26 protein-coding genes are annotated in these 24,906 nt (G+C 66.5%); 12 read left to right on the top strand and 14 right to left on the bottom strand.

The window, feature by feature from the left end:
* Nucleotides 1-2 precede the first annotated feature (2 nt).
* The 5 genes from AC4PRM_RS06465 to AC4PRM_RS06445 form a co-directional block, all read right to left on the bottom strand.
* Nucleotides 3-449 carry an MAPEG family protein gene (locus AC4PRM_RS06465; protein ID WP_492039229.1) on the bottom strand — a complete coding sequence of 149 codons (447 nt, stop codon included), beginning with the start codon at nt 447-449 and terminating at the stop codon, nt 3-5.
* A 14-nt stretch (nt 450-463) separates the two neighbouring features.
* Nucleotides 464-3,394: an isoleucine--tRNA ligase gene (gene ileS / locus AC4PRM_RS06460; RefSeq protein ID WP_492039228.1), complete on the bottom strand. Its 2,931-nt coding sequence runs from the start codon at nt 3,392-3,394 to the stop codon at nt 464-466.
* A 166-nt stretch (nt 3,395-3,560) separates the two neighbouring features.
* Nucleotides 3,561-4,493 carry a bifunctional riboflavin kinase/FAD synthetase gene (locus tag AC4PRM_RS06455; protein ID WP_373259002.1) on the bottom strand — a complete coding sequence of 311 codons (933 nt, stop codon included), beginning with the start codon at nt 4,491-4,493 and terminating at the stop codon, nt 3,561-3,563.
* 2 nt (nt 4,494-4,495) lie between these two features.
* Complete coding sequence (locus AC4PRM_RS06450) at nt 4,496-4,957, bottom strand: MaoC family dehydratase (RefSeq protein WP_492039227.1); 462 nt, start codon at nt 4,955-4,957, stop codon at nt 4,496-4,498.
* A gap of 29 nt (nt 4,958-4,986) precedes the next feature.
* Nucleotides 4,987-5,856 (bottom strand): TIGR01459 family HAD-type hydrolase, encoded by an 870-nt coding sequence (locus AC4PRM_RS06445; RefSeq protein WP_487923364.1) that lies wholly within the window; start codon nt 5,854-5,856, stop codon nt 4,987-4,989.
* 113 nt (nt 5,857-5,969) lie between these two features.
* Between AC4PRM_RS06445 and AC4PRM_RS06440 the strand changes: the two genes are divergently transcribed.
* A complete protein-coding gene (locus AC4PRM_RS06440) occupies nt 5,970-6,329 on the top strand; it encodes a glycine zipper 2TM domain-containing protein (RefSeq protein ID WP_373258999.1) in 360 nt (119 codons plus the stop codon).
* 3 nt (nt 6,330-6,332) lie between these two features.
* On the opposite strand, the gene tipF is transcribed toward AC4PRM_RS06440, so the two are convergent.
* Nucleotides 6,333-7,604: a flagella assembly cyclic-di-GMP phosphodiesterase TipF gene (tipF, locus tag AC4PRM_RS06435; protein ID WP_373258998.1), complete on the bottom strand. Its 1,272-nt coding sequence runs from the start codon at nt 7,602-7,604 to the stop codon at nt 6,333-6,335.
* A gap of 98 nt (nt 7,605-7,702) precedes the next feature.
* On the opposite strand from tipF, the gene AC4PRM_RS06430 reads away from it, so the two are divergent.
* Both AC4PRM_RS06430 and AC4PRM_RS06425 read left to right on the top strand, forming a co-directional pair.
* Nucleotides 7,703-8,473: an SDR family NAD(P)-dependent oxidoreductase gene (locus tag AC4PRM_RS06430; protein WP_373258997.1), complete on the top strand. Its 771-nt coding sequence runs from the start codon at nt 7,703-7,705 to the stop codon at nt 8,471-8,473.
* A gap of 52 nt (nt 8,474-8,525) precedes the next feature.
* The gene (locus AC4PRM_RS06425) at nt 8,526-9,401 is read left to right on the top strand and encodes a lysophospholipid acyltransferase family protein (protein WP_373259014.1); all 876 of its coding nucleotides are present in this window, start codon (nt 8,526-8,528) and stop codon (nt 9,399-9,401) included.
* On the opposite strand, the gene AC4PRM_RS06420 is transcribed toward AC4PRM_RS06425, so the two are convergent.
* The 3 genes from AC4PRM_RS06420 to xseA form a co-directional block, all read right to left on the bottom strand.
* Nucleotides 9,389-9,886 carry a response regulator gene (locus AC4PRM_RS06420; RefSeq protein ID WP_487923362.1) on the bottom strand — a complete coding sequence of 166 codons (498 nt, stop codon included), beginning with the start codon at nt 9,884-9,886 and terminating at the stop codon, nt 9,389-9,391. The two genes, AC4PRM_RS06425 and AC4PRM_RS06420, sit on opposite strands and share 13 nt — an antisense overlap.
* Before the next feature lie 99 nt (nt 9,887-9,985).
* Nucleotides 9,986-10,186, bottom strand: coding sequence for a DUF2093 domain-containing protein (locus AC4PRM_RS06415; protein ID WP_487923361.1), 201 nt, complete (start codon nt 10,184-10,186; stop codon nt 9,986-9,988).
* A 45-nt stretch (nt 10,187-10,231) separates the two neighbouring features.
* Nucleotides 10,232-11,845: an exodeoxyribonuclease VII large subunit gene (gene xseA, locus AC4PRM_RS06410; protein ID WP_492039226.1), complete on the bottom strand. Its 1,614-nt coding sequence runs from the start codon at nt 11,843-11,845 to the stop codon at nt 10,232-10,234.
* A gap of 65 nt (nt 11,846-11,910) precedes the next feature.
* On the opposite strand from xseA, the gene AC4PRM_RS06405 reads away from it, so the two are divergent.
* The 3 genes from AC4PRM_RS06405 to purD all read left to right on the top strand — a co-directional run bounded on the left by AC4PRM_RS06405 (nt 11,911) and on the right by purD (nt 13,872).
* Nucleotides 11,911-12,069, top strand: a complete 159-nt coding sequence (locus tag AC4PRM_RS06405; protein WP_492039225.1) for a hypothetical protein — start codon at nt 11,911-11,913, stop codon at nt 12,067-12,069.
* Nucleotides 12,070-12,083: 14 nt separating this feature from the next.
* Complete coding sequence (locus tag AC4PRM_RS06400) at nt 12,084-12,527, top strand: hypothetical protein (protein ID WP_373258987.1); 444 nt, start codon at nt 12,084-12,086, stop codon at nt 12,525-12,527.
* Between the two features lie 70 nt (nt 12,528-12,597).
* The gene (gene purD / locus AC4PRM_RS06395; protein ID WP_492039224.1) at nt 12,598-13,872 is read left to right on the top strand and encodes a phosphoribosylamine--glycine ligase; all 1,275 of its coding nucleotides are present in this window, start codon (nt 12,598-12,600) and stop codon (nt 13,870-13,872) included.
* A 15-nt stretch (nt 13,873-13,887) separates the two neighbouring features.
* Here the strand turns inward: purD and AC4PRM_RS06390 are convergent, their stop codons facing one another.
* Nucleotides 13,888-14,580, bottom strand: coding sequence for a murein L,D-transpeptidase catalytic domain-containing protein (locus AC4PRM_RS06390; protein WP_492039223.1), 693 nt, complete (start codon nt 14,578-14,580; stop codon nt 13,888-13,890).
* Nucleotides 14,581-14,705: 125 nt separating this feature from the next.
* On the opposite strand from AC4PRM_RS06390, the gene AC4PRM_RS06385 reads away from it, so the two are divergent.
* Nucleotides 14,706-16,022, top strand: a complete 1,317-nt coding sequence (locus tag AC4PRM_RS06385; protein WP_492039222.1) for a metal-dependent hydrolase family protein — start codon at nt 14,706-14,708, stop codon at nt 16,020-16,022.
* Between the two features lie 6 nt (nt 16,023-16,028).
* Here AC4PRM_RS06385 and AC4PRM_RS06380 read toward each other — a convergent pair whose 3' ends face one another.
* Nucleotides 16,029-16,694 carry a hypothetical protein gene (locus tag AC4PRM_RS06380; protein WP_487923353.1) on the bottom strand — a complete coding sequence of 222 codons (666 nt, stop codon included), beginning with the start codon at nt 16,692-16,694 and terminating at the stop codon, nt 16,029-16,031.
* Between the two features lie 220 nt (nt 16,695-16,914).
* On the opposite strand from AC4PRM_RS06380, the gene AC4PRM_RS06375 reads away from it, so the two are divergent.
* The gene (locus tag AC4PRM_RS06375; protein WP_373258977.1) at nt 16,915-17,430 is read left to right on the top strand and encodes a hypothetical protein; all 516 of its coding nucleotides are present in this window, start codon (nt 16,915-16,917) and stop codon (nt 17,428-17,430) included.
* Nucleotides 17,431-17,451: 21 nt separating this feature from the next.
* Here the strand turns inward: AC4PRM_RS06375 and AC4PRM_RS06370 are convergent, their stop codons facing one another.
* The gene (locus AC4PRM_RS06370; protein WP_492039221.1) at nt 17,452-18,207 is read right to left on the bottom strand and encodes a pseudouridine synthase; all 756 of its coding nucleotides are present in this window, start codon (nt 18,205-18,207) and stop codon (nt 17,452-17,454) included.
* Complete coding sequence (locus AC4PRM_RS06365; protein WP_492039220.1) at nt 18,204-18,842, bottom strand: DUF938 domain-containing protein; 639 nt, start codon at nt 18,840-18,842, stop codon at nt 18,204-18,206. The genes AC4PRM_RS06370 and AC4PRM_RS06365 overlap by 4 nt, the downstream gene beginning before the upstream one ends.
* A 211-nt stretch (nt 18,843-19,053) precedes the next feature.
* Here AC4PRM_RS06365 and AC4PRM_RS06360 point away from each other — a divergent pair, with 211 nt between their 5' ends.
* Nucleotides 19,054-20,901 (top strand): phosphoenolpyruvate carboxykinase (GTP), encoded by a 1,848-nt coding sequence (locus AC4PRM_RS06360; RefSeq protein ID WP_492039219.1) that lies wholly within the window; start codon nt 19,054-19,056, stop codon nt 20,899-20,901.
* A 45-nt stretch (nt 20,902-20,946) separates the two neighbouring features.
* Entirely contained in the window at nt 20,947-21,957 is a 1,011-nt protein-coding gene (locus AC4PRM_RS06355; protein ID WP_492039218.1) for an NAD(P)/FAD-dependent oxidoreductase, read from the top strand.
* On the opposite strand, the gene AC4PRM_RS06350 is transcribed toward AC4PRM_RS06355, so the two are convergent.
* Nucleotides 21,954-22,691, bottom strand: a complete 738-nt coding sequence (locus AC4PRM_RS06350) for an energy transducer TonB family protein (RefSeq protein ID WP_487923348.1) — start codon at nt 22,689-22,691, stop codon at nt 21,954-21,956. The two genes, AC4PRM_RS06355 and AC4PRM_RS06350, sit on opposite strands and share 4 nt — an antisense overlap.
* Nucleotides 22,692-22,861: 170 nt before the next feature.
* Here AC4PRM_RS06350 and AC4PRM_RS06345 point away from each other — a divergent pair, with 170 nt between their 5' ends.
* A complete protein-coding gene (locus tag AC4PRM_RS06345; protein ID WP_373258963.1) occupies nt 22,862-23,668 on the top strand; it encodes a transglycosylase SLT domain-containing protein in 807 nt (268 codons plus the stop codon).
* 84 nt (nt 23,669-23,752) lie between these two features.
* The gene (spbR, locus tag AC4PRM_RS06340) at nt 23,753-24,895 is read left to right on the top strand and encodes a SpbR family protein (RefSeq protein ID WP_373258961.1); all 1,143 of its coding nucleotides are present in this window, start codon (nt 23,753-23,755) and stop codon (nt 24,893-24,895) included.
* The last annotated feature ends 11 nt before the right edge of the window (nt 24,896-24,906 follow it).

Raw genomic sequence — 24,906 nt, 5'->3', positions numbered from 1 at the left:
GCCTAGAGGCTGAGCACAACGACCCACGCCGCGTGCGCCATCAGCCAGAGGATGGCCACGAAGTTGATCGTAAAGACCTGGCCGCGCAGGGCGACATTGTCGCCGGTGCACTGAACCGCGCTGTGGATCACGCGCCCGATCAGGAACAGCCAGGCGGCGGCGACGTCGAACGTGTTTAGCTGCCCGGTCAGGATCAGCAGGCCGAGGCCGATCCATGCGAAGACCGGGGCCTCGAACTGATTGGCCAGATTGCGCTGGATGCGGGCGGACAGACGCGGGTCGCCGTCGGCGCGGGCGAAGTCGGCCTTGGTGGCCTCGCTACGTTTGACGACGATCAGCCGTGTCCAGGTCAGGACGACATAGAGGCTGACCACCAGGCCAAAATGCAGGACCATCGGAACCAGGGCCCAAGCGGCGAGCGCCGTCAGAGCCGGTTCCGATGTCTGCATGCCCATCATGGCTGTCAGGCTCGCGCCGCGTCCCAGGCCCGGACGGCGTTCGCATCGCGAGCGCTGAGGTCGGGGTAGCCGGGGTCGGAGCCAACGTCAGGCACGCGGCGCCATGACCGGGCGCATTTGGGATACTCGGCCAGCGCTACAGTAACCGCGATGGCATCGCCCGGAACCAAGGTGGCTCCGGAGGTGCGGAAGACTTCAGCGGGATCGAGGTCTCGGAAGGCATTGATCACGTCGTTCGGGCCTGTGACGGACGGCCACGCATCAAGCGCGCCACCGATGATCTTCTGCCGCCGGGCCTCCTCCAAGGCATCGTTGACGACTTCCAAGACAGTTTGAACGTAGCCCCAGCGTGATGCTTCTTCGACGTTTTCCCACGCCCCCGGCGTCTCCGGGATCACCCGCGCGCAGTTCGAGCCGCCGTCCGGGAAACGTGTCCCCCAGGCTTCTTCCATCGTGAAGGGTGTCAGCGGAGCCAGCCAGGCCGTCAGGCGCATGAAGACTTCGTCCATCACCGTGCGGGCGGCACGGCGGCGGACCGCGTCGGGGCGGTCGCAGTACAGACTGTCCTTGCGGATGTCGAAATACAGGGCCGACAGGTCGCCGGAGCAGAACTCCAGCACCGGGCGGACGACGTCCTGGAACCGGTATTCGGCATAGGCCTGACGCACCTGGCCATCCAGTTCGTGCAGGCGATGCAGGATGAACTTCTCCAGCGGCGGCATCTGCGCATAGTCGGTCAGGCGTTCGGCCTCGTCGAAACCGTCCAGTGCGCCCAGCAGATAGCGGACGGTGTTCCTCAGCTTGCGGTAGGCATCGACCGTGGTCTGGAGGATCTGCTTTCCGATCCGCTGGTCCTCGGCATAGTCCACCAGCGACACCCACAGGCGCAGGATGTCGGCGCCACTTTCCTTGATGATGACGGCGGGGTCGGTCGTGTTGCCCTTGGACTTGGACATCTTCTCCCCGTTCTCGTCCTGGGTGAAGCCGTGTGTCAGGACGGCCTCATAGGGGGCGCGGCCACGGGTGCCGGAGCCTTCGAGCAGGTTGGACTGGAACCAGCCGCGATGCTGGTCCGAGCCTTCGAGATACAGGTTGGCCGGCCAGTGCGATGGGCGGTCGCCGGTATAACCATGGGCTGGATCGCGGGCTTCGAGCGTGAAGGCGTGGGTGCAGCCGCTGTCGAACCACACATCCAGGATGTCGGTGATCTTCTCGTAGCGCGACGGATCGTGGGCACCCAGGAAGTCGGCGTCAGGCCGGTCGAACCAGGCATCGGCCCCGCCCTCGGCGATGGCCTTCAGGATGCGGGCATCGACCTCTGAATCATGCAGCGGATGGCCGGTGTGTTTGTCGACATACATGGCCAGGGGCGTGCCCCAGGCGCGCTGGCGGCTGATCAACCAGTCGGGGCGGCTTTCGACCATGGTGCGGATGCGGTTCTTGCCCGCCGCCGGGTGGAAGGCCGTGGTGTCGATGGCCGTCAGGGCCTTGTCGCGCAGGGTGTCGCCGTCCTTGAGCGGCTCGTCCATGCGGATGAACCACTGGGGCGTGTTGCGGAAGATGATCGGCGCCTTGGAGCGCCAGCTGTGGGGGTAGGAATGCTCCAGCCGTCCGCGGGCTAGCAGGGTGCCCGCCTCGATCAGCTTTTCCATCACGGCGGGGTTGGCCGAGCCGAACTTGCCGGTCTTCTTGCCCTCGGTCTCCAGCACCTTCAGGCCCGCGAACAGGGGGACGTGCGGATAGTAGGCGCCGTCGGGATCGACCGTGTCGGGCACCTCCTTGTGGCCGTGCGCCTTCCAGACCTCATAGTCGTCTGCGCCGTGGCCGGGCGCGGTGTGGACAAAGCCGGTGCCGGCATCGTCGGTGACGTGGTCGCCCGACAGCAACGGCACGGAGAAGCCGTAGCCGCTGTCCAGCGCGGCCAGCGGATGGGCGCACTCCAGACCCGACGGGTCGATGTCATAGACGCGGGTCCAGGTGGCGATCTTCGCCGCCCTGAAGACGTCCTCGGCCAGCTTGTCGGCGATGATGAAGCGGTCGCCGGGCTTGGCCCAGGGCTCGAAGTCCAGCCCGGTCTCCAGCGACGCGACCTCGTACAGGCCATAGGCGATGTCGGGGCCATAGGAGATCGCCCGATTGGCCGGGATGGTCCAGGGCGTGGTGGTCCAGATCACGACCGACGGTGTCTGGGTGCGGAAGGCCAGCAGGTCGTCCGGATGGCTGTCCGACGTGCCGACGACCGGGAACTTGACCCAGATCGTGGGGCTGACGTGGTCGTGGTATTCGATCTCGGCGTCGGCCAGGGCGGTGCGCTCGACCGGCGACCACATGACGGGCTTGGAGCCGCGATACAGCTGGCCGGAGTTCTTGAACTTGTGGAACTCGGCGACGATGGCGGCTTCGGTGGTGAAGTCCATGGTCGCATAGCGGTTGTCGAAGTCGCCGGTGATGCCCAGCCGCTTGAACTGATCGCGCTGCACGTCGATCCAGCCAGCGGCGTATTCGCGGCAGGCGGCCCGGAACTCGGCCTTGGACACCTCGTCCTTGCGGCGGCCCTTGGCGCGGTACTGTTCCTCGATCTTCCACTCGATCGGCAGGCCGTGGCAGTCCCAGCCGGGGACGTAGTCGACGTCATAGCCCAGCAGGAACCGCGACCGGACCACGAAGTCCTTCAGCGTCTTGTTCAGGGCGTGACCGATGTGGATGTTGCCATTGGCATAGGGCGGGCCGTCGTGGAGGACGTATAGCGGTGCACCCTGGGCCTGACGGGTCTTGCGCAGGGTCGAATACAGGTCGCCCCACTGCTCCAGGATCAGCGGTTCCTTCTGCGGCAGACCTCCGCGCATGGGGAAGGGCGTCTCGGGCAGGAAGACGGTCTCGCGATAGTCGCGGCCCGTCGCGGCGTCGGTAGGGGTGTCGGGTGTGGCGTCGGCCATATCAGTCGTCCAGGCGTATCTTTGGGTGATCGTTCGCGGTGATGTTTCGATCCCGGCGAGCACGGGGCTTGAGCCCGTTGGCGCTACGCCGGGCGGCTAATCGAAATCGGGCGAAACAGGCGGACGGTCATGATGGGATCGGTCTAGCAGGGCGGTGCGCGGGAGGCTAGGCGGACAGGACGGCGCGCGCGGCGGCGGCGTCGGCGTCGATCTGGGCCTTCAGGGCGTGCAGGCTGTCGAAATTCATCTCGCCGCGCAGCAGGGCGACCAGTTCGGTCTCGATGATCTGGCCATACAGGTCGCCTGAAAAGTCCAGCAACCAGACCTCCAGCAGCGGCTCCTCGATCTCGAACATGGGACGGATGCCCAGGTTGGCGACACCGCCGACGATACGACCATCGGCCATGCGCGTGCGGGTGGCATAGACGCCGTATGCCGGTCGCATGTATTCGCCCAAGCGGACGTTGGCAGTGGGCACGCCGATGGTGCGACCGCGCTTTTCGCCGTGCACGACCTCGCCCTGTATGGCGAAGGGGCGGCCCAGGATGGTGGCGGCGCGGGCCATGTCGCCGGCCTTCAGCGCCTCGCGCACAGCTGAAGACGACAGCTTCAGCCCGTCGGGATCGTCCAGTCGGTCGATGACGCTGACCGTGAAGCCCAGCTGTTTGCCGTGGCGGCGCAGACCCTCGGGCGAACCGCTGCGACCCTTGCCGTATGTGAAGTCGAAGCCGACGGCGGCGTGGCGGATGCCCAAGCCAGAACCGAGAACTTCAACAGCAAACTGCTCATCCGTCATGGCGGCCATGTCGACGTCGAAGGGCAGTAGATACAGGCGTTCGACACCCAGGGGGACCAGGGCGCGGGCCATCTGGTCGGTGGTCATCAGGCGGAAGGGAGCAGCCTCGGGCTGGAACCAGCGGCGGGGATGGGGCTCAAAGCTGACCACGGCGAGAGGGGCACCGAGCCGTTCGGCGGCCTGACGCGCGGCGACGATGACGGCCTGATGTCCGCGGTGGACACCGTCGAAGGCACCGATGGCGACGGCGGCTCCGCGCAGATCCTCAGGCAGGTCGCGCCAGTCTGTGACGACCTGGACCAAGATCAGGCCTTGCCGGGGCGCCGACGGCGGGGAACGCGGACCACGGCGATGCCGTCCATGATCAACTTGTCGTCGACAAAGCCCTCGCAGTTCAGTTCGGCCCGCGCCGTCTCCTGATCGACCGACAGGACGGTGATGCGGATCAGGACCGTGTCGCCTATGCGGACCGGGAAGTGGAACTGGAGCGTCTGTGAAATATAGATGGCACCGGCACCCGGAAGGATGGTGCCGACCACGGCAGAGCCGAACGAGGCCGACAGCAGGCCGTGGGCGATGCGGCCGCGATAGGCCGTCTTCGATGCGAAGGCCTCGTCCAGATGGACCGGGTTGAAGTCATCCGACGCCTCGGCGAACTGCTGGATACGCTGCTCGGTGACGAAGATGCTCTTTTCGGCGGCCATGCCGACGTGAAGCTCGTCGAGGATGTAGCCGCCCGAGGCGTGCGCTGTGACCAGATCAACCATGAACGGGCCTTAGACTGAATTGTCGCATGTCACCACGTCAGATCGAGCATCGCATAGCGGGCGTGGGTGGTCTCGGCCTTCAGGAGATCTGCGGCACGGGCCGGGTCGATCAGACCGTCGGGCCCACGGGCAGCATCGCCATGGATGCCCTGCGCGATGAACAGACAGTCAAGGGCCTGGCGGTCCGCTCCCAGCACGTCGGTGACGACGCCATCCCCGATGCACAGGACGCGCGAGCGATCGACAGAGCGACCCAGTAGCGCCTCGGCTTCCTTCAGCGCCAGGCCATAGATGGGCGAGAAGGGCTTGCCGGCCATGGTTACGCGGCCGCCGAGTTCCTCGTACAGGTCGGCGAGCGACCCGCCGCAATAGATAAGCTTGTCGCCGCGCTGGACCACGCGATCCGGGTTGGCGCAGATCAGTTCCAGGTTCCTGGCCGCGCCTTCGGCAAGACGCTCGCGGTAGTCCTCGGGGGTCTCGACATTGTCATCGACCGGGCCGGTGACGGAAATGAAGGCGGCATCGGCGGCACCCTCGGCAATGTCGAGTCCGAGCCCGTCGTACAGGGGCCAGTCACGATCAGGACCGATGATCCAGGCCGGACCGGGTGCACGTTTCGACAGCTCGGCGCGAGTGGCATCGCCCGATGTGACAAAGGCTTTCCACGCGGCACGCGGCACGCCCAGAGCATCGAGCTGGGCGACAACGTCGTGGGCCGGGCGTGGGGAGTTGGAAATCAGCACAACCGCCCCGTGGTCGCGGTTGAAGCGGATCAGTGCCTCGCAGGCCTCAGGCCAGCTTTCGCGTCCGTTGTGGATGACGCCCCAGACGTCGCAGAGCAGGATGTCGTAGTTGCCGGCGATCTCGCCGAGGCCGGAGGGCGCGTGGGGCAGGGTCATAGGCGGCAGATAGCGGGTTCTGGGAGCGGGGAGAAGGGCAACAGCCCGCGCGTCCAAGGAACTGGCGCTGCGCACCGCACGTTGCTGCTTCAGATATACGAGGGAGAGGGTTCATGAGAACGATGTTGACGATGGCGGCAGTGGGGGCCTGCGGGTTGATCGCAGCGTCCTGTGCGACGACGGATGGCTATGCCTCGGCGTGCGAGCGGGATTACGCGCGCAATCGCGAGTTTGCGACGGCGTCAGGTGCGGCGCTGGGCGCGGCGGTCGGGGCAGCCGTCGCCGGGCGCGGCGACCGCGAAGCCGGAGCGGCCATCGGTGCCGTGGCCGGGGCGCTGCTGGGTAATCAGTTGTCAGCTGAAGACGATCCCTGCGGCTATGGCTTCGGCGGCTACAATCGCGACTATCGCTACGGCCGCGAGCGCATCTACTGGCAGGACGAGTATCGGCGCGATGGTTACCGCCGGTATTGACTTCTAGTGCACTCGGCGGCGCTGATCGGCGCTGCGCAGGGTGTTGCGCAGGAACTCGGCGGGTGGGTCGGTTTCGGCCAGGACCGCTTCCTTGATGGCGCGGGGCTCGCCGAACAGGTGGCCCTGGGCCATGCCGATGTCGAGTTCGAGGATGTCGACGATCTGGCGCTCGGTCTCGCACTTCTCGGCGATCAGCTCGATGCCGTAGCGGCGGGTCAGGTCGGCGAAATCGACGGCCGATATGTCCGGGCGACCGGGCAGGGGCGAGGCAATGTCGAGGTCGAGTAGCTGTTCGATCAGCAGCTCGGCCGAGACCTTCATGAACTTGACGTCGGATCGCTGAAGGTCGGCGAAGTCGAGGTCCAGCGTCTGGACCTTGTCGATGGAGAAACGGAAGCCGAGGTCAGCCAGCTTGGCCATGTTGCGGGCCTCGACCGCACCGCGCGCGTCGAAAGTGGCCTGGCCCAGTTCGAAGATCAGGGCCTGGTTCAGGTCGCGGTTCTCACTGAGGAAATCGAGGAACTGCGGGAAGAAGGCCTCGTCGGCCAGGGACGTCAGGGCGACATTGCAGAAGACACCGACCTTGCGGTCCTGGCGTGCCAGTCGCCGCACGATCTGGGCGCAGCGAAACAGCAGCAGGTTGTCGATGGCGGGCACCAGACCCTCGCCTTCGGCGATCGACAGGTATTCGGCAGGCATCATGACCCGATCGTCGGCGGCCCGCAGGCGGGTGAAGCTTTCGTAGAAAAGGGTCCGGCGCTGGGGCAGGGAAACGACGGGCTGCAGGTACAGGTCGACGCGGTTTTCGGTCAGGGCATCATGGATGGTGTGCAGCAGGACGTTTGACTGCTGCTGCCAACGGGCCTCGAAGGGGCCGGAGGCGGGGGCCTGGGTGGCCATGCGCTGGTCGATTGATTCGCTCATCTGCTGGATCAGGCTCTCCAGCATGCGGACCTCGCCGGTCAGGCTTTCGGTCGAGGTCAGGGAGCCGGCCTCGATCGCCCCGGCCAGGTCGGTCAGGGCGGATTGGGTCGATTCCATCGCATCGGCGAGCAGGCGATGCGCCTGGCGGACGGTGTCGATCTCCTTGCGCAGGGCGGCTTTGTCGGCGCGGGCGGCAATGAGGACGTGGATGGCGACCAGAAGGCCCGCAGCCCCCACGAAACCGGCAACCGCCGATCCCAGACCCAGGTTGGCACTCCACAGCCATGTGCCCAGGGTCATGGCCACGAACAGATAGCTGAAGAACAGAAAGCCCTGGGTCAGTGCACGCATGGAAACGGTTGTTCCGCCTTCCCGGATGGAATCGCTGGAGTATCAGGGTATCAGAGACGCACGCCTATAGGCCAAACGCACAGAATACGGGGATATGCATGGAATTGTTCGATCTGACCGGCAAGGTCGCCATCATCACGGGCTCGTCCAAGGGCATCGGCAAGGCGATCGCAGAGCGGATGGCGGAGCATGGAGCCAAGGTCGTCATCTCCTCGCGCAAGGCTGGGCCGTGCGATGAAGTCGCCACGGCGATCAACGAAAAGCACGGCGAGGGCACGGCCATCGCCATCCCGGCCAACATCGCCTCCAAGGACGACCTGCAACGACTGGTCGACGAGACCATTGTCGCATTCGGCCAGATCGACATCCTGGTCTGCAATGCCGCGTCCAACCCCTATGCCGGTCCGATGGCGGGGATTGCCGACGAGCAGTTCGAGAAGATTTTCCACAACAATGTACTGGCCAATCACTGGCTGACCCAGATGGTCGCGCCGCAGATGATCGAGCGCAAGGACGGGGCGATCGTGATCATCTCGTCCATCGGCGGCCTGCGGGGCAATGCCCTGATCGGGGCGTACAATGTCTCCAAGGCGGCGGACATGCAGCTGGCGCGCAATCTGGCGGTGGAGTGGGGGCCGTCGAATGTGCGGGTCAACTGTATCGCGCCGGGCCTGATCCAGACCGACTTCGCCCGCTATCTGTGGGAGAACGAGGAGGTGCTGAAGGTGACGGTCGAGCCCAATCCCATGAAACGCATCGGCCAGCCGGACGAGATCGCGGGAACGGCGGTCTATCTATGCTCGAAGGCCGGGTCCTATGTGAACGGCCAGACTCTGGTGGTCGATGGCGGGCTGACGATTGCCTGGTGAGGGCACACGCAAGGTCGGCTTTCGCCAGGATCTGAGCTGGCGGCTGGAGGCCATGGGGTTCGCGGCCTTCATCGGGCTGATGCGGTTGCTGGGGGTGCAGCGGGCGTCAGGGCTGGGCGGCTGGTTGTTGCGAACCCTGGGACCGAAAACGGGTACACAGAAGACGGTGATGCGTAACCTGCGGATCGCCTTTCCGGACATGCCGCCGGCCGAGCGCGAGCGGCTGGCGCTGGACCAGTGGGAGCAGACAGGCCGGGCCTTTGCCGAGACGGCGCTGATGGACCAGATCGTGGCCCAGGACCGGATAGAGGTCGTGGGGCTGGAGCGTCTGCATGCCATCCGCGACAGCGGCCGGCCGGTGGTCTTCGTCGGCGGGCATTTCGCCAATATCGAAACGCTGGCGGCAACCATCATCGGCGCGGGTGTGCCGTGCCAGATCACCTATCGCGCGGCCAACAATCCCTATGTCGACGCCCAGATCATCGCCGCCAGAGCGCGTTACGGCATCACCCTGTTCGCGCCCAAGGGCGGGGACGGGGCGCGGGAGCTACTGGCCGGGATGGCGCGGGGCGAGTCGGTCGCCCTGATGAACGATCAGAAATTCTCGGAAGGGCCCGAGGTGACATTCTTCGGCCAGCCGGTGAATGCGGCACCGGGACCCAGCCGCCTCGCCCTTAAGTTTGGAACTGTGTTGCAGCCCTTGTCGGTCACGCGGCTGCCTGGTGTTCGATTTCGCCTGACCGTCCATGACCCGATCGCGCTGGAGAAGACCGGTAATCGATCAGCCGATATTGCGCGTGGCGTACAGGCGATCACTCGCTTCATCGAAGACCGTGTGCGCGAGCATCCCGTGGACTGGTTCTGGGTGCACAAACGTTGGCCAGACCGGGTCTATGCGACGCTGACGGAGACCGATCAGGCGATTTGATGATCCGCGACGCGGCGCTTTTCGCCGTTGTAATTGGCATCGTTGCGGCGACGGCGGTCGGGACCGAAATAGCTGTCGGTCTTCACATAGGGCCGGGGCCGGAAGATCACGGCGTGAAGCCGGTCCAGCAGAGCCTTGGCGGTCAGCGGCTTGGTCACGAACTCGGTCACGCCGGCGTCGCGGGCCTCGAACACCCGGCTCTTTTCCGAGTGGCCGGTCATCATGATGATGGGCAGATAGGGATTGGCGCTGCCTGGACTGTTGCGGACCAGGCGGGTGAACTCCACGCCGTCCATGGGCGACATGTTGAAATCGACGATGGCCACGTCGATGTCGTGGCCCTTCAGGATTTCCAGGGCCAGGGGGCCGTCGCCGGCCTCATGCACGTCGCGCACGCCAGCAGACTGCAGCACGGCGGAGGTGATGGCCCTCATGTGCTGGTTGTCATCGACCAGCAGGATTTTTACGGATTTGTACGAGGACATCGAAAGCTTGAATCACCGGGCGTCGGAACAGACAGTCACGGTAGGCGCGAACGGAATCGGCGTCCATCGTCCACATTCGACAGGCTTATGACGGTTTGATCAGTCCACCTGGGCCAGACGTTTGAAAGCTTCGTCAGGACCGGCATAGGCCTCCTGAAGGCTGACCGACCAGTAGCGCAGGATCTCCAGTGGTATCCCGCGTCCAGAAACGGCGCAGGTGACGTAGCGGCCAGGCTTCAGGACGGCGAACTCGCCGTCGCCATAGTGGAGGGTGGCCTGGCCGGGTGCGGTCTGGGTCATGGCTTCGTATAGCGCGAGTTAGGCCTACAAGGCAGAGCTTGTCGGCTAAAAAAGATCGCCCTGTGGAGCGGGTGTGGGCTTTGGAGATGGCGCTGGTCGGGGCCGGGGACGGCCGACGGTGGGTGCCTGGGTGCCGTCGTCAGAGTCAATATGTGCCCCACGTGACCCATCGGCGAAGACAAGGCTGACGGCTTGCCCGGCGGTCAGGGCCGCTGCGCTGCTGATCATGGCACCGTCGGTTGTCTCGACGCGGGCAAAGCCGGGCTTGGGGCGTTTGGGATCCAGGCCCGCCAAAGCGCGGGACAGGGCCGCCAGGCGCGCTTCGTCTCGGTCCAGGCGGCGGGGCAGGGCGGGCGTCAGGCGATCTGAGACGGCGGACAGGCGGGCCAGCCGCTGATCGAGACGTCGGTGCAGCGGATCGGGCGACAGGCGACTGGCGACCCTCAGCAGACGATGCTGGTGGGCCGCGACATTGGCGGAAAGGCCGCCTTGCAGACGACGGTCGGCCATGACCAGGCGTTCATCCGCACGGCTCAGCCGCTGCGTCAGCAGATGTGAGCCCAGGCGGGCCGAGGTGGAGACCAGTTGCTGACCGTGAATCGAGACATTGCGCTGCAGGCCGGAACTGAGTCGGCTGCTGGCCAGGTCGAGACGCTGCTGGGGCAGGGCCAGCAGGTCTTCGGGCCGGGTCGGCAGGCCACGCGCGGCGGCGCGAAGGCGGGTGCGGCGTTCCTCGATCAGACGGCCGCCCGCGCGGGCCAGTCGCCGCTCCAGATCGGCCACGGCATAGCGCAGATCGGCCAGGACGGGCGTGGCGATCTCGGCGGCCCCGGTCGGGGTCGGGGCCCGGCGGTCGGAGACGAAATCGATCAGGGTGGTGTCGGTCTCATGCCCGACGGCGGAGATGATCGGGATGGTGGCCGAGGCGACCGCGCGGGCCAGGGTCTCGTCGTTGAAGGCCCACAAATCCTCGACCGAGCCACCGCCACGCGCGACGATCAGCAGGTCAGGGCGGGGAATGACGCCATCGGCACCCAAGGCATCGAAACCGCGCACCGCGTTCGCGACCTGGGCGGCGGCGGCATCCCCTTGGACCACGCAGGGCCAGACGATGACGCGGCAGGGCCAGCGCTCGGCGATGCGGTGCAGGATGTCGCGGATGACGGCGCCCGTCGGGCTGGTGATCACGCCGATGGTAGCTGGAAAGGCGGGGATGGCCTTCTTGCGGGCCGGATCGAACAGGCCCTCTCCCTGTAGTCTGACCTTCAAACGCTCCAGCTGGGCCAGAAGCGCACCGGCACCGGCGGCCTCCATGCTCTCTATGACGATCTGATAGGAGGAGCGGGCCGGGTAGGAGGTGATCTTGCCGGTGACGATAACTTCCAGCCCCGTCTCAGGCCGGACGCCCAGTCCGCGCACCGAGCCCTTCCAGATCACGCCGTCGATCGCGGCCTTGTCGTCCTTGAGGGTCAGATAGACATGGCCCGAGGCATGGTGATTGACCTTGGACACCTCGCCCCGCAGGCGGACGTGGCCGAAGCGGTCCTCCAGCGTGCGCTTGAGCGCAAAGGACAGCTCCGACACCGACTGCGGCGGGTTGTTGTCGCGCGGCGGGGCGGCGGCTTCTGCCGGTCCGCCGAAGACGTAGTCGTCAGTCATGTGTCGGTCTTAGCGCCAGATCGTCATGCCGGGAACGCCTTTCAGCACAGGTCGTTAGCTTCACCATGCCCGCTGATCCCCAGGATACCGACCCCATCGACCAGAACCCCGACGAGCGGGAACTGGGTCGCAGAAGTGCCGCACCAGCCGTCAGCCTGTGGCTCGTGGTGGGCGTGATCCTGTTGATCGGCATCGGGGTATATGCCCTGTCCGCCATGCTTTGACCCCAGGAGACATCATGAACCGTTTTGCCATCGCCGCCGTCGCCACCCTCGGGGCCATCACGATTTCGGCCTGTTCCGACAGCACCGATGACGTCGTCCAGCCGCCCGCACCCGGTGCTGCGCCCGCGCCCGTGACGGAACAGGCCGCTGATACGGCGACGGCGCGTGCCGCCATCGCTTTCGACATGAGCCGCGATCAGCTGGAGGACGCCGACCTGCACGCGGCGGACGGCACGGACCTGGGCGATGTCGAGACGCTGGTTCTGGACGCCGGTGGCCAGCTGACGCAGTTGGTCGTCGAGCTGGAAGGACCGGGCGATGTGAAGGTCGTGGTGCCGGTCGGTGACGTGCGGGCCGCGCCGGTCCCGACCAATGGATCGGACGACCGCGACCTGATGACCGACCTGACGGCGGCGCAACTGGCGGCCCTGCCGCGCTGGACGCCGCCCGCCCGCTGAACGAACGATAAGACCTCGCTAACCGCGCCTGTGACTTGACCGTGTTCGCAGGTGCGGTCATGTCGCGGGCATGAATATTCTGCTCGTCGGATCGGGAGGGCGCGAGCACGCCCTGGCCTGGAAGATCGCCCAGTCGCCGCTGGTGCGTCGACTGGTCATCGCGCCGGGAAACCCCGGCATGGATGCGCTGGGCGAGCGGGTCGATGTGAAGGTCACGGATGCGGATGCCCTGACGGTGCTGGCGCGCGAGATGCGGGCCGATCTGGTCGTCGTGGGGCCGGAGACGGCTCTGGAGGCTGGTCTGGCGGACCGGCTGGCCGCGGCGGGCATTCCGTGCTTCGGACCCAGTGCCAAGGCGGCGCGGCTGGAGACCTCCAAGGCGTTTTCCAAAGCCTTCATGGAACGCCACGAAATCCCGACGGCCGGCTATGGCGTCTATGAGCGACTGCACGAGGCGCGGCAGGCGCTGACGGTGTTCAAGCCACCCTATGTGATCAAGGCCGACGGTCTGGCCGCCGGCAAGGGCGTGGCGATCAGTCCCGACAAGCGCGACGCGGAGGCCGAGATCGAGCGGATGCTGGGCGGTCGGTTCGGCACTGCCGGAGCCCGCGTCGTCATCGAGGAGTTCATGGACGGCGAGGAAGGCTCGCTGTTCGCCGTCTGTGACGGCCAGAGCGCTTTGCTGCTGGGCGGGGCGCAGGATCACAAGCGCGCCTTCGACGGCGATCTGGGCCCCAACACGGGCGGCATGGGCAGCTATTCGCCGGCCCCCGTCTTTACGCCCGACCTGGTCGAGGCGGCCGAGCGGCTGATCGTGCAGCCAGTGGTGGCGGCCATGGCGGCTGAGGGCGCGCCCTATCGCGGGGTGCTGTACGCCGGGCTGATGGCGACCGAACAGGGTCCGAAGGTCGTGGAGTTCAACGCCCGCTTCGGCGATCCGGAATGCCAGGTCCTGATGATGCGGATGGACGGGGATATCGTGCCCCTGCTGCTGGCCTGTGCGAAGGGTGACCTGACCCAGGCGCGTCTGCCGACGTTCTCCACCGATACGGTGATCTGTGTGGTTCTGGCGGCCAAGGGCTATCCTGACAGCCCGCTGGAAGGATCGATCATCCGGGGCGCAGAACAGGATTTTGGCCCGCATGTGCAGGTGTTTCACGCGGGCACCAAGCGCCGGGACGACGGCCAACTGGCAGCGGCCGGCGGGCGCGTGCTGAACGTCTGTGCGAGGGGGCGCGATATCGTCGAGGCGCGCGAACGGGCCTATGCGGCGGTGCGCAAGATCGACTGGCCCGGTGGTTTTCACCGCACCGATATTGGCTGGCGGGCGGTGGAGCGGGACTAGGTTACTTCGCCAGCCTCAGGTGTAGGCGAACAGCAAGCGGCCAGTGCCCATGCGCTCGCGAAGGGCCGGCAGGTCTGCGTGGGCGACGGAGAAGCAACCATATGACCGCCCCAGCTTGCCCTCGCGCGCCAGGAAGCGCGGATCGGCGTAGTCGGCACCGTGGATGATGATGGCGCGGTCTCGGGCCAGATTGTTGGAATACTCCAGCCCGTCCAGCAGCACGTTCGGCCCCTGCTGGGAGCCATAGCTGGCCCCGGCGGTGGCATAGGCCCCGAGCGAGGACATGTGACTGTCGGGCTCGTTGGAGAAGCGGCGGGCGAAGCCGGTGTGCGTCGGGTCTGAGCCGCGACCGTGGCTGGTGCGTAGGGGCGTGACGTTTCCAGCGACCAGATCGACCTCGTACAGCCGCTCTTCCCCCGAGAACTTCTGGAAATCGACCAGATACATCCGGTCGCGCAGCGGCACCTTGTGGTGATGGATGTCCAGCGCCGCCATGGCGCGGTCCATCAGGTCCTTGCGAACTATGCTGCGGGGATCGAGGGGCGGGGCGACCTGACTGGCCGCGACGACGATGGGCTGGGCCGCCGGCTGTGGCGGAATGATGCCGGGTGTGGTCGCTAGTTGGGGCTGCTGCACAGCACCCGCTGTTGCGCATCCCGACAGCAGGGCGGCACCGCCCAGAATGAATCCTCGTCTCGCAAGCCGCATACGACGCCCTTCGTGCGGTTTCATCGAAGGGAGGGTTTGTTTCAAAGTGTGACGCCGGTTTCAACCTCGGCCTTGGCGATTAGCGAGCGCAGGCTATGGTAGCCGCTGTCCTTGGGAGGGGTTTCATGCGGGTTATGGCATCGATGATAACGGCGGTCGTTCTGGCCGTCGGCACAAGCGTTGCGGCGCAAAGTCCGGCGAGCACTCCCGTATCCGGGGATGATTTAACGACGTTCGTTCAAGTTGGTCGGCTCTTGGCCGATCCATCGAACGGCGTTGTGCAGCGCGATAAAACTATCGTGATCAGAGGGAACCAAGTCGCCGAAATCCGCGACGGCTTCGTTGGAGACGGTCAGATTATTGATCTGCGCGACTCATTCGTGCTGCCCGGCCTGATCGACAGCCATGTGCATCTGACCGGCCAGCAGAACCCCAACGGGCGGCTGGAAGAGGTGACCCAATCCAATGCGGAACAGGCCTTTGTCGGCGCGCGCTATGCCCGGCGCACCCTGATGGCGGGCTTCACGACAGTCGCCGATCTGGGCGGATCGAACGAGGCCGTGTTTGCCCTGCGCGACGCGATCCGCCGCGGCGACGTGCCTGGGCCGCGCGTGATCGCCTCAGGCTCGTCCGTGTCGATCCATGGCGGTCACGGAGACATCAATGGCTACCGCGAGGACGTCATGCACATCCTGTCGCCGGAAAGCGTGTGTTCCGGCGTCGAGGACTGCCAGCGGGCGGTGCGGACGCAAGTGCGTTCGGGTGCCGACATCATCAAGATCACGGCGACGGGCGGGGTCCTGTCCAACACGGCGGCGGGTCTGGGCCAGCAGTTCTCGGACGAGGAATTGGCCGCCATCGTCGCAGCGGGTCACCGGATGGGGCGGCAGGTGACCGCCCATGCCCACGGCGCGGACGGCATCAACAGCTTCTTGCGTGCGGGCGGCGATTCCATCGAACACGGCACCTATCTGGACGCCGAGTCGATCCGGCTGATGGGGCGCGAAGGGGTCTGGCTGGTGCCGACGCTGCTGGCCGGGGACTATGTGGCGCGCATCGCCTCGGGGCCGGACAACTTCTTTACGCCCGCGCAGACGACCAAGGCGCTGGAGGCCGGGCCAAAGATGCTGGACATGGTCACGCGGGCGCATGACGGTGGTGTGCGGATCGCCTTCGGCACGGACAGCGGCGTCTCGGCCCACGGTGACAATGCCCAGGAGTTCGCCCTGCTGGTGCGGGCAGGCCTGACGCCGCTGGAGGCCGTGCAGTCGGCGACGGTGGGCGCTGCAGAGCACTTGAGAATCAGTGATCAGGCCGGGCGCATTGCTGTGGGCATGCCGGCAGACCTGATTGCAGTCGGGGGCGATCCACTGAGCGACGTCACCGAACTGGAACGGGTGGTCTTCGTGATGAAGGGCGGCGAAACCTATCGCGACGAATAGGCCCGGCTATTCGATCAGGGCATTGGCCGCGACCACAAGACTGGTGGTCATCAGATACAGACCGAAGGCCCAGGCCCAGGCTTTCCACTGGACCATGCCGGGGATCGCCATCAGCCACAGCCGCTGGATGGCGATATACCAGACGGTGATGGCCACCACGATCGCCATGCCCGTCAGGGTCGTCCAGATCAGCGGGTCGTTGACGCCCAGGCTGCCGACACTGACCAGGATGGAGGTCGCGCCCGCCAGATAGCACTGGGCGAAAAAGGGGGTGCGCAGGCTGTCACGATCGACCTTGTGCTTCGACAGTTTCAGGAAGGCCCAGGCAAAGACCAGAGGATGCAGGCTGAACATCAGGGCGCGGAAGGCCAGCAGATTCTGCTCGCTGGCGGTGATGAAGCGGCTGACCGGATTGGGCTCGTCGGTGACGGGCACGCCGAACAGTAATTCCAGGCCGTGGGCCAGCAGGATGCTGAGCACCAGAAACAGCGGCGGGCTGAGGGTTTCCAGATACTGTTTCTCGGGCTTGTCGCGCTGTTCGGCGTCCGAATAGTGCATGGTCCGCAGGGGATGGCGCAGCGTCATCGCCAGGGTGCGCGGATAGAACAGCAACCACGACATGACCTCGTAGAGCAGTTCCTCCACCGACTGCAGGATCTTCATGGCGTTCATGTGCGGCCCTCCCGCGGTCACCTTAGCCAAGGCGGGTTCAGAGGGAAGCCTTGTCATGTCTGCGAGTGATCCGGCGCGCCAGGCCTTGAAATCATTGGAGGAAGTGCCCATCTCCAGCGCTCCCAGACATCCAGCCTTACCGCCGCCCGCCTCCTCGACGGGTGGTCGTCGTCTATTTGGCCGTCGATGTCGTAACCCGAGGACCAACCCAGGAGACGCCTTGTTCGCTCAACGCAAAGCCCCGTTTACGCCCCGCTCCAACCCCGGTTCACGCTATGGCTATCGGCCCGCACCCATCCGTGCCCGTGTCGGTCTGGCCATGCGCCGGGCCATGACATTCGGCCCCATGCCGGACGCCGAAGCCGTCCTGAGAGCCAACGGCCTGTCGCTGGCCCCCATGTCAGTGGGCGAGGCAGGCATGAATGTCGGCGGCACCAGCGTACTGGCCACCGCCCAGGTATCAGACATCGACAGCGGGGCGTTGAAGGCCCTCATCGTCCCGGCGGGATCGGCCGACCCCGAGGCCGCTGCCGCTCTGAACGACGCCATCATGCGTGCCAGTGCCAAGGGCATGCCCATCCTGGCGTTCGGTGAAGGCGTGGCGGCAACGCTGCGCGCGCTGGATCGGGCGAGCGAAGACCTGGCGGATGCTCCGGCGATCATGGTCACCGGTCAGACGATCCTGCCACTGGAAGACATGGCTGCCGTTGCCGCTGCCGCCGGCAAGGTGGGTTAAAGCCAGCCTGAAGACGCGGGCTCAGCCGACCAGGGCGGCCCGCTCTTCGGGCGTCAGCATGCGCCAGCGGCCCTCCGGCAGATTGTCGAGCCGTAACGGGCCGATGCGGATACGGATCAGGTCGACGACCTCAAGTTCCAGCATGTCGCACATGCGCCGGATCTGGCGGTTGCGGCCCTCGCGTAGGATGAACTTCAGGCGGAAGGTGTCCATGCGGCTGACCCGTGCCGGCTTCAGCTGACGCCCGTCCAGCCGCAGGCCGTAGCGCAGTAGCTTCAGCTTGTTCTCGGTGACGTCGCCGCGGACGCGGACCAGATACTCCTTGTCCAGATCGGACTGCGGCCCGATCACCGCCTTGGCCACCACGCCGTCGGACGACAGCAGCAGAAGGCCGCGCGAATCCTCGTCCAGCCGGCCGATAGGGGGCAGGGACATGTCCTCGGGCGGGGCCTCGCCCGGCCCGACCAGGTTCTCGGAGGTCAGCAAGCGGACGGCCGGAATCTTGTCCGGCTCAGGCTGGCCCGAGACGAAGCCCAGCGGCTTATGCATGACGATGGTGATACCCTCGGCCAGGGTAGCGGTGGCCCGGTCGTTCAGGGTCAGGGTCTGGCCGGGCTCAAGCTTGCGGCCCGCATCTGTGACGACCGCACCGTCGATGGACACCAGACCGTCGGCGATCAGAGCATCGGCCTCTCGCCGAGAGCAGACACCCGTCTGGCCCAGCCACTTGTTGATGCGGACGGGCTCGGTGCCGTCATAGGTGCGCGAAAAGCTCATGACACCCGCCGGAACAGCAGCATCAGGTTGTTGGCCGGCATATCTCGACGAAGGGTCAGGCGCAGGCCCTCAGACCGCGCCGCCTCGGCCACCGCGTCCAGATCGCGCAGGCCCCAGTCGGGATTGCGGGCCTTGAGGCTGTCGTCGAAGGCGGCGTTGGAGGGGGCCAGAGGCACGGTAGCCTCTTGGAAGGGGCCGTAGAGAACCAGCAGGCCGCCGGGCTGGATCAGGCTCTGACCAGCCAGCCGCATCAGGCCGATCGTCGCGCTCCACGGGCTGATGTGGACCATGTTGATGCAGACGACAGCGTGGACGGTTTCGGTTGGCCAGGTCGCCTCATCCAGCACGTCGAGGGCCAGCGGGGCGGACAGATTGGGCAGAGCCGCGGCCCCGGCCCAGGCGGCAATGCTGGTGCGTGCGTCCGGCGAGGGGTCGCTGGGCGTCCAGGTCAGGCCGGGCAGGGCGCGAGTGAAGGCCACGGCATGCTCCCCAGACCCGGCGGCGACTTCCAGCACACGACCCCGCGCGGGCAGATGGGCCCGCAGTACTTCCAGGATCGGCCCGGTGTTGCGGGCCACGGCGGGCGAGGCGGCGGCCCCGTCGGGCAGTGTGGTGATCGTGTCCATCGTCTGCATGGTCGTTCCGATAGCCTGCCCGGCCTCGAACCGCGACCGGAAAGATGCCGAGGCGAGCCCTGTCATAGCTCATTGGCGAATGATTTTTGCGTCAGTTGACGGAGCGGCACCGGAGGTGTCATTCCGCGCGTAACAATGCGTGATCGTTTGCGCATCGGGAGGGGCCACGGCGACGTCAGATCGCCGGGCCAAGGACGTTCAGGAGAGTAGCATGACCCCATCCGCCATCCCCGGGCTGCACCCGGCCCCGACCGCGCACGCCGGGCTGATCGCCTGGGTCGAGCAGATCGCCGCCCTGACCAGGCCGGACCGGGTCCACTGGTGCGACGGCTCGGAGGCCGAGAAGGCGGAAATCATCGCCGACCTGATCGGCAAGGGTACGCTGCGTGAACTGGACCAGGCCAAACGCCCCGGCTGCTACTATGCCGCCTCGGACCCCAAGGACGTCGCCCGCGTCGAGAGCCGCACCTTCATCTGCTCGGCGGATCAGGCTGATGCCGGGCCGACCAACAACTGGGCCGATCCGGTCGAGATGCGGGCGCGGATGCAGGGGCTGTTCGACGGCTGCATGGCCGGGCGCACCATGTATGTGGTGCCCTTCTCCATGGGGCCGCTGGGCTCGCATATCTCCGCCCTGGGCGTCGAGATCACCGATAGCGGCTATGTGGCCGTCTCGATGGGCATCATGACGCGCATGGGCCAACCCGCACTGGACGTGCTGGGCACCGACGGCGTCTTCGTGCCCGCCGTGCATACGCTGGGCGCGCCTCTGGCCGAAGGTCAGGCTGACGTCGCCTGGCCGTGCAATGAGGACAAGTGGATCGTCCACTATCCGGAGACGCGCGAAATCTGGTCCTATGGCTCGGGCTATGGCGGCAACGCCCTGCTGGGCAAGAAATGCTATGCCCTGCGCATCGCCTCGATCATGGCCCGAGACGAGGGCTGGCTGGCCGAGCATATGCTGATCCTGAAGCTGACGGACCCGAAGGGCCGCGCCAAATATGTCGCCGCCGCCTTCCCCAGCGCCTGCGGCAAGACGAACCTGGCCATGCTCCAGCCGACCATTCCGGGCTGGACCGCCGAGACCATCGGCGACGACATCGCCTGGATGCGTTTCGGTGACGATGGCCGCCTGTACGCCGTGAACCCCGAGGCCGGCTTCTTTGGCGTCGCGCCGGGCACCAGCCGCAACACCAACGGCAATGCCCTGGCGACCATGGCGACCAACACCGTCTTCACCAATACGGCGCTGACGCATGACAACGACGTCTGGTGGGAAGGTCTCTCCAAGCCTGCGCCCGAGGGTCTGACCAACTGGAAGGGTGTGCCGCACGACCCCGCGTCCGGCGAGCCTGCGGCACATCCCAATGCCCGTTTCGCCGCCCCGGCCAGCCAGTGCCCGACCATCGCGCCGGAGTGGGAAGACCCGAAAGGCGTGCCGATCGATGCCATCCTGTTCGGTGGCCGCCGGGCCAGTGCCGTGCCGCTGGTGACCGAGGCCTTTGACTGGGAGCACGGGGTCTTCATGGGCTCGACCGTGGCGTCTGAAGGTACGGCAGCGGCGGAGAATGCCATCGGCACCCTGCGCCGCGATCCCTTCGCCATGCTGCCGTTCTGCGGCTACAATATGGGCGACTATTTCGCGCACTGGCTGTCGATGGGCCGCAAGGCCGAGGCGGGCAAGCTGCCGCGCCTGTACTTCGTGAACTGGTTCCGCAAGGACGACGAGGGCCGGTTCGTCTGGCCCGGCTTCGGCGACAATGCGCGTGTCCTGAAGTGGATTTCCGAGCGGCTGGACGGCGAGGCCGAGGCGGTCGATACGCCGGTCGGGCGGGTGCCGACGCGGGCCAGCCTGGATCTGTCGGGTCTGGACCTGACCGAGGCCGATCTGTCGACCCTGCTGGATGTCGATGCCGAGGTCTGGGCCGAGGAAGCGGCTCTGATCCCCGAATTCTACGCCCAGTTCGGCGATCGTCTGCCCCAGGCCCTGTGGCAGCAGCACGAGGCCCTGACGACGCGGATCGAGCAGAACCGGGCGGCGGCGATCGCTGCGGAATAGGCCTTCGCTCTTGCAAAAGGACGACGACCGGTCGATCTGATCGGGGTGGCGTCTTCCCCTGATGTGATCGTGATCGGTGCCGGCGTGCTGGGCCTCTGCTCGGCGGCGGAGCTGGCTGCGCGCGGGCATGCGGTGACGGTGGTCGATCCCGGTGGTGCCAATGCCAGCGCGGTGGCGGCGGGCATGATCGCTCCGGCCATGGAATCTCTTCTGGAAGAGACGACGCCCGAGCGCGCGGCCTTGCTGCGCCGCGCCCGCGATCTGTGGCCCGCCTTTGCCGAAACGCACGGCCTGAAGGTCCGGCGTGAGGGGGCCGAGTGGCGGGGTGATGATGCCCCGGCGGCCCTGGATCGTCTGAAGGCTCTGGGCTTCGAAGCGGAGGCCGTCACCGGCGGCATGCGCACCCTGGAGGACTGGCGTGTCGATGTCGGCCCGGGGCTGGCGGCTCTGGCGCGTGTGTCGGGGGTGTCGGTCGTGCGGGCAACGGTCGCGCGGCTGAGCGGCGATACCCGGCGTTGGCGGGTCGAGGCTGGCGATGGCCGGGTCTGGTTCACGCCCTCCTTGGTCGTCGCAACCGGGGCTGCGGCGGCCATCGAAGGGTTACCGTCTGCGGTTGCCGAACGCATTACGGCCATCCAGCCGATCAAGGGCCAGCTGAGCTATTTTGCGGGGCTAGCGACGCCAGCCGTCATTCGCACACCGGGGGCCTACGTCGCGCCCGCAGATGGCGGCGTCGTGATCGGCGCGACTATGCAGGCCGGTGATCGGGATCTGACCCCCGACCCTGATGCTGCAAACGATCAGGCTTCGCGGGGCCTCGGCCTTCTGGGGCTGGACCACCGCGAAGGGGTCGTACGCGTGGGCATACGCGGCGCGACATCGGACGGTCTGCCTCTGGCCGGGCCGACGCAGGCGGAGGGTCTGCATCTGGCTCTGGCTCCGCGCCGCAACGGCTGGCTGCTGGGGCCGCTGGTGGCACGGATCGTGGCCGATGGGATCGAGGGGGCAGCACCTGTGCCTGATGCCGCCGCCCTCGACCCCGCCCGCTTCGACTAGTCCTGCGGCAGGTTGAACCGCATGTTGATCGCCACGCGTGAACCTTGCGCGGCACCGTTCACGGTCTGCGGACTGATCTGGAAGTAGCGCGACACGCTCTGCGCGGCTCGGCCGAAGCCATAGCCCCCGGGCGTTTCGCCGGTGACCCGACAGTCGGTCACCCGCCCGCTGACCTCGACGAGGCAGTTCAGCGAAGCCGTCCCCGCCACGCCGCGTTGCAGGGCCCTGTCGGGGAAGACGCGGGCCAACTGTTCACCGGTCGGCTGGCGAATCCAGTTCGGACGCGAGATGACGGCCGGCGGGTCGGGTTGTGGCTGGACGGCAGGCGGCTGGTTAGGGCTTGGGTCAGTCACCGGCTCGTTGAAGGTAAGGGTGGTCCCGGTGGCCGGCTTGGGGTCTGTGGCTGGAACCGTGATGGTCTCCGTTGGCTGCGTCGGCAGCGGCGTCTTGTTGACGACGGGGTTGGGAGCCGCCGGATTGGGTTGAGGCCTTGGCGGCTCGACCGGCTTCAGCTTGGGCATATTTTCCAACGTGATGACCGTCGGGGGCGGCTCCTCCGTCGGTGCCAGCTGCAGCTCGAACCTTTGGTTATAGAGCGCCACGCCCACACCGACGTGGGCCAGGGCGACGACGCCAATCACCATCCAACTGGTCCGGGACAGACCCGGCTTGCGTCTTTCATTAAAGTCGAGGGGGCTGACACCGTGTGGGCTGCCCGCGGTTCTGATCATCATGGCCGTAACTCCCTGTCTATCGCCGTCCCCACAGCAACCCATGGGCGAATGCAGCGCTGACCTTGCGGCAAGTTTACGGCGAAGATCGCCGGGCCTCGAACAATGTTCGCCTGTGGAGCGCGGGCGACACATTAGGGTTTGATTAACCACGAAACCCCAGCCTGATACCCATGACGGTAGGAGCGATTCCCTCATCCGGCGGTGTCGAGGCGGCCATCCGGCGTGCCTCCAGCGCGACCGGCGTGGATGCGGACTTCCTGCTGCGCACGGCGCGGCGCGAAAGCTCCATGAACCCGTCCGCGCGGGCACCGACGTCGACGGCGTCCGGCCTGTTCCAATTCATCGAGCAGACCTGGCTGGCCACGGTGAAGCAGCATGGGGCCAAGCACGGCTATGGCCAGTATGCCGACCTGATCTATCGCGGCAACGACGGGCGTTGGAAGGTGCAGGGGTCGGCGCGCAACGTCGTGCTGGACCTGCGTTTCGACCCCCAGGCCGCTTCGACCATGGCGGGCGAGCTGACGGCCCAGAACGCGGCCTATCTGCGTGGGCGCACGGGGCGTGAGCCGGGGGCGGGTGATCTGTACGCCGCCCACTTCCTCGGGCCCGCAGGCGCGGCCCAGCTGATGGAGGCTATGAGCACGCGGCCGGGAGCCAGCGCAGCCTCGATCTTTCCGCAGGCCGCCGCCGCCAATCGGTCGCTGTTCTATCGCGGTGGTCGACCGACGACGGTGGCCGAGGTGCATGCCAATCTGCAACGCTCTGCCGGATCCGGTGCGCCCGCCGCCGATGCGGGTTCGGGTGCTCAGACGCAGAAAGTTCCCGACCTGTCCGAACGCGATCAGATGCTGGCGGCGCGGCTGGATCGGTTGAAACAGGATCAAAGCCTCCTGGCCCTGCTGCTGGGTCAGGACGGCCAAGGCGGGGCCAGCACAGGCTTCGGCGGGGCCTTCAGCCCGGAAAGCTCGCGCAGCTGATCGCGAATCCGGCGATGGTAAACTCAGCCTTAACCATAACGGGTTGATGCTGGCCGCGAACGCCTGCATGCAAAGCGCACTCACATGACCGCCTATCGCGCCCGCCTGACCGAGATCGACATTCGCCGCCTGATCAAGGCGACGGACGAGGACGAGCGCGCCGCGGCCGCGCACAAGCTGTGCCGCAGCATGGACAAGGCCGAACTGGACGACGAAGGCCGCGCGGCGGCCCAGAAGATACTGCGGCTGCTGGCCGAGGATGCCGCCGAACTGGTGCGCCGTGCCATGGCGGTGACGCTGAAGGCGTCGGACCTCATCCCGCGCGACGTGGCAAGACGGCTGGCGGCGGATGTGGACAGTGTTGCGTTGCCGGTTATCCACTTTTCGCCTGCCTTTACCGACGAGGACCTGATCGAGATCGTGACGGCCGGATCGTCGGTACGTCAGGTCGCCGTGGCCTCTCGCCCTCGCGTCGGACGCGACGTGGCGTCGGTGATGGCCGAGCTCGGCAGCGAACAGGCCGTGCGGGCGCTCGCGTCCAACGACAATGCCGACATCGCCGAGGCGGCGCTGGGTCGCTGCGTCGATCGGTTCAGCGGTTCGTCCGAGATCGTTACGGCCCTGGCCTATCGTCAGGTGCTGCCGTTGAGTGTCACGGAGCGTCTGGTCGATCTGGCGTCGGACGCCGTGCGCGAGCACCTGATCGCTCGCCATGCCGTGGCCCCGGAGACGGCGATCCGTCTGGCGAACTTCGCGCGCGAGCGGGCGACGATCGATCTGGTCGATCAGGCCATGGGCCAGACCGACCTGGGCGGCTTCGTCGCCGGGCTGAATGCGCGACGGGTCCTGACGGCATCACTGCTTTTGCGGGCCCTGGCGCGGGGTCAGATGGCCCTGTTCGAGCATGGGATTGCCGAGCTGGCCGGTGCGCCGCATTCACGTGCGGCGTTGATGATCCACGATGCGGGGCCGCTGGGGCTCAAGGCCATCTATGACCGGGCCGGTCTGCCGCCGCGCCTGTTTCAGGCTTTCCGGGCCGGCGTCGACACCTGGCGCACCTTGCAGGCCGAAGGGATCGACACCTCCGGTGACCTGTTCCGCCAGCAAATGCTGGAGCGCTATCTGACCCAGCGCCCGCATGCTCCTCGCGAGGACATGGCCTATCTGCTGGAGCGGCTGGATCAGACGGCCACGACGCAGCAAGCCAACGACGTGGCGGCAGCTTAGGTCGGTTTCCG

The organism is Brevundimonas sp. DW-iso22 (genome assembly GCF_058725425.1).
This window is presented reverse-complemented; position numbering and strand designations above follow the sequence as displayed.

What these genes read in the sequence shown, in the direction of transcription:
- AC4PRM_RS06390 (WP_492039223.1), bottom strand. Translation starts at nt 14,580, where the DNA reads ATGCGGCTTGCGAGACGAGGATTCATTCTGGGCGGTGCCGCCCTGCTG.
- AC4PRM_RS06360 (WP_492039219.1), top strand. Translation starts at nt 19,054, where the DNA reads ATGACCCCATCCGCCATCCCCGGGCTGCACCCGGCCCCGACCGCGCAC.
- AC4PRM_RS06450 (WP_492039227.1), bottom strand. Translation starts at nt 4,957, where the DNA reads ATGGTTGATCTGGTCACAGCGCACGCCTCGGGCGGCTACATCCTCGAC.
- AC4PRM_RS06445 (WP_487923364.1), bottom strand. Translation starts at nt 5,856, where the DNA reads ATGACCCTGCCCCACGCGCCCTCCGGCCTCGGCGAGATCGCCGGCAAC.
- AC4PRM_RS06400 (WP_373258987.1), top strand. Translation starts at nt 12,084, where the DNA reads ATGAACCGTTTTGCCATCGCCGCCGTCGCCACCCTCGGGGCCATCACG.
- AC4PRM_RS06425 (WP_373259014.1), top strand. Translation starts at nt 8,526, where the DNA reads ATGGGGTTCGCGGCCTTCATCGGGCTGATGCGGTTGCTGGGGGTGCAG.
- AC4PRM_RS06380 (WP_487923353.1), bottom strand. Translation starts at nt 16,694, where the DNA reads ATGAACGCCATGAAGATCCTGCAGTCGGTGGAGGAACTGCTCTACGAG.
- purD (WP_492039224.1), top strand. Translation starts at nt 12,598, where the DNA reads ATGAATATTCTGCTCGTCGGATCGGGAGGGCGCGAGCACGCCCTGGCC.
- AC4PRM_RS06385 (WP_492039222.1), top strand. Translation starts at nt 14,706, where the DNA reads ATGCGGGTTATGGCATCGATGATAACGGCGGTCGTTCTGGCCGTCGGC.
- AC4PRM_RS06370 (WP_492039221.1), bottom strand. Translation starts at nt 18,207, where the DNA reads ATGAGCTTTTCGCGCACCTATGACGGCACCGAGCCCGTCCGCATCAAC.
- AC4PRM_RS06405 (WP_492039225.1), top strand. Translation starts at nt 11,911, where the DNA reads ATGCCCGCTGATCCCCAGGATACCGACCCCATCGACCAGAACCCCGAC.
- AC4PRM_RS06415 (WP_487923361.1), bottom strand. Translation starts at nt 10,186, where the DNA reads ATGACCCAGACCGCACCCGGCCAGGCCACCCTCCACTATGGCGACGGC.
- AC4PRM_RS06365 (WP_492039220.1), bottom strand. Translation starts at nt 18,842, where the DNA reads ATGCAGACGATGGACACGATCACCACACTGCCCGACGGGGCCGCCGCC.
- AC4PRM_RS06440 (WP_373258999.1), top strand. Translation starts at nt 5,970, where the DNA reads ATGAGAACGATGTTGACGATGGCGGCAGTGGGGGCCTGCGGGTTGATC.
- AC4PRM_RS06465 (WP_492039229.1), bottom strand. Translation starts at nt 449, where the DNA reads ATGCAGACATCGGAACCGGCTCTGACGGCGCTCGCCGCTTGGGCCCTG.
- AC4PRM_RS06345 (WP_373258963.1), top strand. Translation starts at nt 22,862, where the DNA reads ATGACGGTAGGAGCGATTCCCTCATCCGGCGGTGTCGAGGCGGCCATC.
- spbR (WP_373258961.1), top strand. Translation starts at nt 23,753, where the DNA reads ATGACCGCCTATCGCGCCCGCCTGACCGAGATCGACATTCGCCGCCTG.
- AC4PRM_RS06420 (WP_487923362.1), bottom strand. Translation starts at nt 9,886, where the DNA reads ATGTCCTCGTACAAATCCGTAAAAATCCTGCTGGTCGATGACAACCAG.
- xseA (WP_492039226.1), bottom strand. Translation starts at nt 11,845, where the DNA reads ATGACTGACGACTACGTCTTCGGCGGACCGGCAGAAGCCGCCGCCCCG.
- AC4PRM_RS06430 (WP_373258997.1), top strand. Translation starts at nt 7,703, where the DNA reads ATGGAATTGTTCGATCTGACCGGCAAGGTCGCCATCATCACGGGCTCG.
- ileS (WP_492039228.1), bottom strand. Translation starts at nt 3,394, where the DNA reads ATGGCCGACGCCACACCCGACACCCCTACCGACGCCGCGACGGGCCGC.
- AC4PRM_RS06350 (WP_487923348.1), bottom strand. Translation starts at nt 22,691, where the DNA reads ATGATGATCAGAACCGCGGGCAGCCCACACGGTGTCAGCCCCCTCGAC.
- tipF (WP_373258998.1), bottom strand. Translation starts at nt 7,604, where the DNA reads ATGCGTGCACTGACCCAGGGCTTTCTGTTCTTCAGCTATCTGTTCGTG.